Genomic DNA, 4,514 nt, shown 5'->3' with positions numbered 1-4,514 from the left:
TTCCTTACGCGATCCGGACGCACTGCCCGCGCCTTCGCGCCGCCTGGCCGGATCGCCGCCGGGCGCGTGATCCGACGGGGCCGGGCCCCCGGGGGGGCCCCGGGGCCCCCCCCGGGGGGGCGCCGGGGGGGGGGGCGGGCCCCCGCGCTGCCTCCGTACGCCCGCGGGGACGGGTGCGCGAGCCGCCGACCGCGCGTGGCAGGATCGGTACACGGCCACGCGACGGCCGACACGGCCACCGCCCTGGCCGACCCGGAGCAGGAGCAGGAGACGACAGCGACCATGCGTATCGGAATTCTCACAGCGGGCGGCGACTGCCCGGGACTGAACGCGGTGATCCGGTCGGTCGTGCACCGCGCGATGGCCGAGCACGGGGACGAGGTCATCGGTTTCGAGGACGGCTTCAAGGGGCTGCTCGACGGCCACTTCCGGCCGCTCGACCTCAACGCCGTCAGCGGCATCCTCGCCCGCGGCGGAACCATCCTCGGCTCCGCCCGGCTGGAGCGCGACCGGCTGCGCGAGGCCGCGGAGAACTGCCGCGAACTCGCCATGCGCTACGGCATCGACGTCCTCATCCCGATCGGCGGCGAGGGCACGCTGACCGCCGCCAGGCTCCTGTCGGACGCCGGCATGCCTGTCGTCGGCGTGCCGAAGACCATCGACAACGACATCCACTCCACGGACCGCACCTTCGGCTTCGACACCGCCGTGGGCGTCGCCACCGAGGCCATAGACCGCCTCAAGACCACCGCCGAGTCCCACCAGCGGGTCATGGTGGTCGAGGTCATGGGCCGGCACGCGGGATGGATCGCGCTGGAGTCCGGCATGGCGGGCGGCGCCCACGGGATCTGCCTGCCCGAGCGCCCCTTCGAGGTCGACAAGCTGGTCAAGATGGTCCGGGAGCGCTTCGAGCGCGGCAAGAAGTTCGCCGTGATCTGCGTCGCGGAAGGCGCCCACCCGGCGGTGGGCAGCATGGACTACCGCCGCGGCGAGATCGACCAGTTCGGCCACGAGCGCTTCCTCGGCATCGGCAACCGGCTCGCCGCCGAACTCGAACGCCGCCTCGGCACCGAGGCCAAGCCCGTCATCCTCGGCCACGTCCAGCGCGGTGGTACGCCCACCGCCTACGACCGCGTCCTCGCCACCCGCTTCGGCTGGCACGCCGTCGAGGCCGCGCACCGGGGCGAGTTCGGCAGGATGACCGCGCTGCGCGGCACGGCGATCCAGATGGTCCCGCTCGCCGAGGCGGTCACCCGGCTCAAGACCGTTCCCGAAGCCCGCATGCTGGAGGCCGAGTCCGTCTTCTGAGGCGCGGGAGGGACGCTCAGCGGGTCCGCGGGGGCCCGGAACGCTCAGCGGGTCCGCGGAACGCTTTGGCGTGGGCGCGCTCCGGGTGACAGCCGGCGAGGACTCGTCGAGGTGCTCCTCATCCTGGGGCGGCCGGTATCCCGGGAGCGAACGCCGGTATCGCCGGTTCATCGTGTGCGACGACGCCCGCGATGCCGCGGCCGACCCCGCTCCGCCGGCCGGCGGCCCCGTGCGCCGCACCGGCCCGGGACCAGATGCGTGGCCGGTCAGCGCAACCGGGTCGCGGCGATCCCGCCGTCCACGTCGAGGGTCGCCCCGTGCACGAGTGCCGCCTCGTCGGAGACGAGGAACCTGACCGCGTGGGCGACGTCGACGGGACGGACGGGGACGCCTGCCGGCGTCCCCTTCGCCATCTCCACGAGCAGGTCCGCGTTCTTCGCGTTGCCGAGCGAGTCGGTGGCTCCCGGCGCCACCGTGTTGACGCGTACGCCCCGGGGCCCGTACTCGGCCGCCCAGGCCCGGGTCAGATGCTCGATTGCGGCCTTGGTCGCCGGATACAGGGCCTTGTACGGGACACCCACACGCGCCATCCAGGAGCCGATGTTCACCACGGCGCCCGACCCGCGTTCCGCCATCCGGGGCGCCAGGCGCGCCACGAGGACATGGGGAGCGCGGATGTTGGTGGCCCACAGCGCCTGCATCTCGTCATCGGTGACATCCGCGGTCCGCGAGCCCGGGTAGACGCCCGCGTTGTTGACGAGGATGTCGACCCGCCCGCCGAGCGCGGCCTCGGCGTCCCGCGCGAAGGCACGGACGTCGGCGGGCTCGGCGGTGAGGTCGGCGGTGAGGGGATGGGCCAGCCCGCCCGCGGCGAGGATCGAGTCCACCACGGCCCGCGTCCGCTCCGGGTCCCGGCCGCTGACGAGGACCTCGGCGCCCGACGCGGCCAGGACCCGCGCCACGGCCTCGCCGATGCCTCCGGACGACCCGGTGACCACTGCGGTGCGACCGGCCAGGGTGCTGTCTGCGGGGAGGGCGGAAAGAAGCTGTTCGTTCGTCTGCATGTCTTGCGTCTGCATGTCTTGATCCTCACCGTCCGGGAGCCCCAGGACCTTGCCCGGAACCCTCACTTCTTTGCCTGATCCCGGCAGGGAACCGCTGGTGGACGGATGAGGTTGGATAGGGCGTATGGACGTGTCGCGTGGGGACCCGGCTGCCTCCGGCGGACTCGACCGGATGGCGGACGTCGTGCTGCGCCGCGCGGGCGACCGGGAACGCGCGGACCGGCTGGGGCTCCGGCTCAGCCGCGTCACCACCGCGACGGAGCCGGCTTTTCAGCGCTACCCCCCGTCCTTCTCCGCGGTGGTGGCCGGGCGCAAGCGCTCGATCGTCGGCGACGACGACCAGATCTGGGGACGCGACCGGTTCATCATCACCCCCGTCGACCTGCCGGTGGTCTCGGCCGTGGTCGAGGCCGGGGAGCCGGAGGGCTTCCTGGCCGTACGCTGGCGGCTGGACCCGGTCGTCGTCGCGGAAGTCGCGGCCGCGATGCCGGGGAGCGGCGCTTCCCCCGCGGCCCTGGAGCGGCTCGGCACCTGGACGCCGGGGCTGGCGGACGCGTTCGCCCGGCTGGTCTCCCTGCTCGACGAACCCGAGTACATCGATGTCCTCGGTCCGCTGGTCTCCCGTGAGGTCGTCCTGCGCCTGCTGCGCACCGACCAGGCGCCGAGAGTGCTGGCGGTGGCCGAGGACCGCGACGCCGTCGTGCCGCGCGCGGTGAGCCTGCTGACCGACCGGATGGCTGAGCCCTGGACGGTCGGTTCGCTCGCGTCGGCGGTCCGGACCAGTGAGCCCACGCTCTTCCGGCGCTTCAAGAACGCGACGTCCATGACGCCGATGCAGTACCTCAAGAGGCTTCGGCTCGGGGAGGCCCGCCATCGCATGACGGTCCTCGGGGAACCCGCGGCCCGGGCCGCGACCGCGGTCGGCTACCGGAGCGCTTCTCACTTCTCCCGCGACTACCGCCGGCTCTACGGCCGGACACCGGCCGCCGACGCCGCGCGGGTCCGACGCCGGCTGGCGCTGGGCCGTGAGCCCGCCGCGACGCCGGACCACCGCCTCACGAACGAGTGAGGCCCACACGGCGGGAGCGCCGCCGGGCCGGGCGGGGGCCGCGCCCCGCTGTCGAGGCGGGGCCGCCACCCGCTGCCGAGGCGACCCGATGCCGGGGCGGGCCGCCACCGGAGCCGTGCGGGCCGCGCCGGCGTTTCATCCGCGGGCCGCGACCCAGCGGTACTGGAGTTCCGGGCGGCCGACCTGGCCGTAGCGGGGGCTGCGCTCCGCCCTGCGGTCGGTCACCAGGTGTTCCAGGTAGCGCCGGGCCGTGATGCGGGAGACGCCCACCTCGACGGCGAGTTCGGCCGCCGTGCGGCCCGTGCCCGAGCCCCGCAGGGCGTCGGTCACCGCCCGCAGCGTCGGCGCGCTCAGCCCCTTGGGCAGGGCGGCGGGCTCCGGCGCCCGCAGCGCTCCGAGCGCGCGGTCCACCTCGTCCTGCCCGCTCGCCTCCCCGGCCGCCGTCCGGAACTCCGCGTACCGCACGAGGCGGTCCCGCAGGGTCGCGAACGCGAACGGCTTCAGCACGTACTGCACCACCCCCAGCGACACCCCCTCCCGGACGAGCGCGAGATCCCGCGCCGACGTCACCGCGACGACGTCCGCACGGTGCCCGCCGGCCCGCATCGACCGCAGCAACTGGAGCCCGTGGCCGTCCGGCAGGTACAGGTCCAGCAGGATCAGATCCACCGGCCGGCGCTCCAGCACCCGCACCGCCTCGGCGCGCGTGTGCGCGACGCCGACCACCGCGAACCCCGGCACGCGCCCCACATACAACGCGTGCGCGTCGGCCGCCACCTCCTCGTCCTCCACGACGAGCACCCGGATCGGCTCCGCGCCCGGGGCCGCGTCCCGGCCGCTCACGAGGCGTCCACCCGCGCCCGCGCCAGCGGCAGCCGTACGGTGAACTCCGCGCCGCCGTCGTCGCCTTCGGCCACCTCCACCCTTCCGTGCGCGCGGTGCGCCGCCTGCCGTACGAGCGCGAGGCCTAGCCCCCGGCCGGGTCCGTTGGTCGACCAGCCCCGCCGGAACACCTCCTCCACCCGGTCCCCTGCCACCCCCGGACCCGTGTCGCGCACCCGCAGCAGCAACTC

At 74.7% G+C, this 4,514-nt stretch carries 5 protein-coding genes; 2 read left to right on the top strand and 3 right to left on the bottom strand.

The genetic code is table 11. The annotated features are described in order from the left end of the window. Positions 1-282 precede the first annotated feature (282 nt). Complete coding sequence (locus tag LCE31_RS37245; RefSeq protein WP_225022491.1) at positions 283-1,308, top strand: ATP-dependent 6-phosphofructokinase; 1,026 nt, start codon at positions 283-285, stop codon at positions 1,306-1,308. A gap of 266 nt (positions 1,309-1,574) precedes the next feature. On the opposite strand, the gene LCE31_RS37240 is transcribed toward LCE31_RS37245, so the two are convergent. Next, positions 1,575-2,372 carry an SDR family NAD(P)-dependent oxidoreductase gene (locus LCE31_RS37240; protein ID WP_225022489.1) on the bottom strand — a complete coding sequence of 266 codons (798 nt, stop codon included), beginning with the start codon at positions 2,370-2,372 and terminating at the stop codon, positions 1,575-1,577. 124 nt (positions 2,373-2,496) lie between these two features. Between LCE31_RS37240 and LCE31_RS37235 the strand changes: the two genes are divergently transcribed. Then, on the top strand, positions 2,497-3,441 hold the full coding sequence (locus tag LCE31_RS37235) for an AraC family transcriptional regulator (protein WP_225022487.1): 945 nt from the start codon (positions 2,497-2,499) through the stop codon (positions 3,439-3,441). A 135-nt stretch (positions 3,442-3,576) separates the two neighbouring features. Here the strand turns inward: LCE31_RS37235 and LCE31_RS37230 are convergent, their stop codons facing one another. Next, a complete protein-coding gene (locus LCE31_RS37230; RefSeq protein ID WP_225022485.1) occupies positions 3,577-4,284 on the bottom strand; it encodes a response regulator in 708 nt (235 codons plus the stop codon). Continuing rightward, on the bottom strand, positions 4,281-4,514 hold a 234-nt coding region (locus LCE31_RS37225; RefSeq protein WP_263632753.1), incomplete at its 5' end, for an ATP-binding protein. The genes LCE31_RS37230 and LCE31_RS37225, both read right to left, overlap by 4 nt.

This window comes from Streptomyces sp. 8L (assembly GCF_020176795.1).
Classification (GTDB): Bacteria; Actinomycetota; Actinomycetes; order Streptomycetales; family Streptomycetaceae; genus Streptomyces.
The sequence above is the reverse complement of the archived record's forward strand: the minus strand, read 5'-3'. Positions and strand labels throughout refer to the sequence as shown.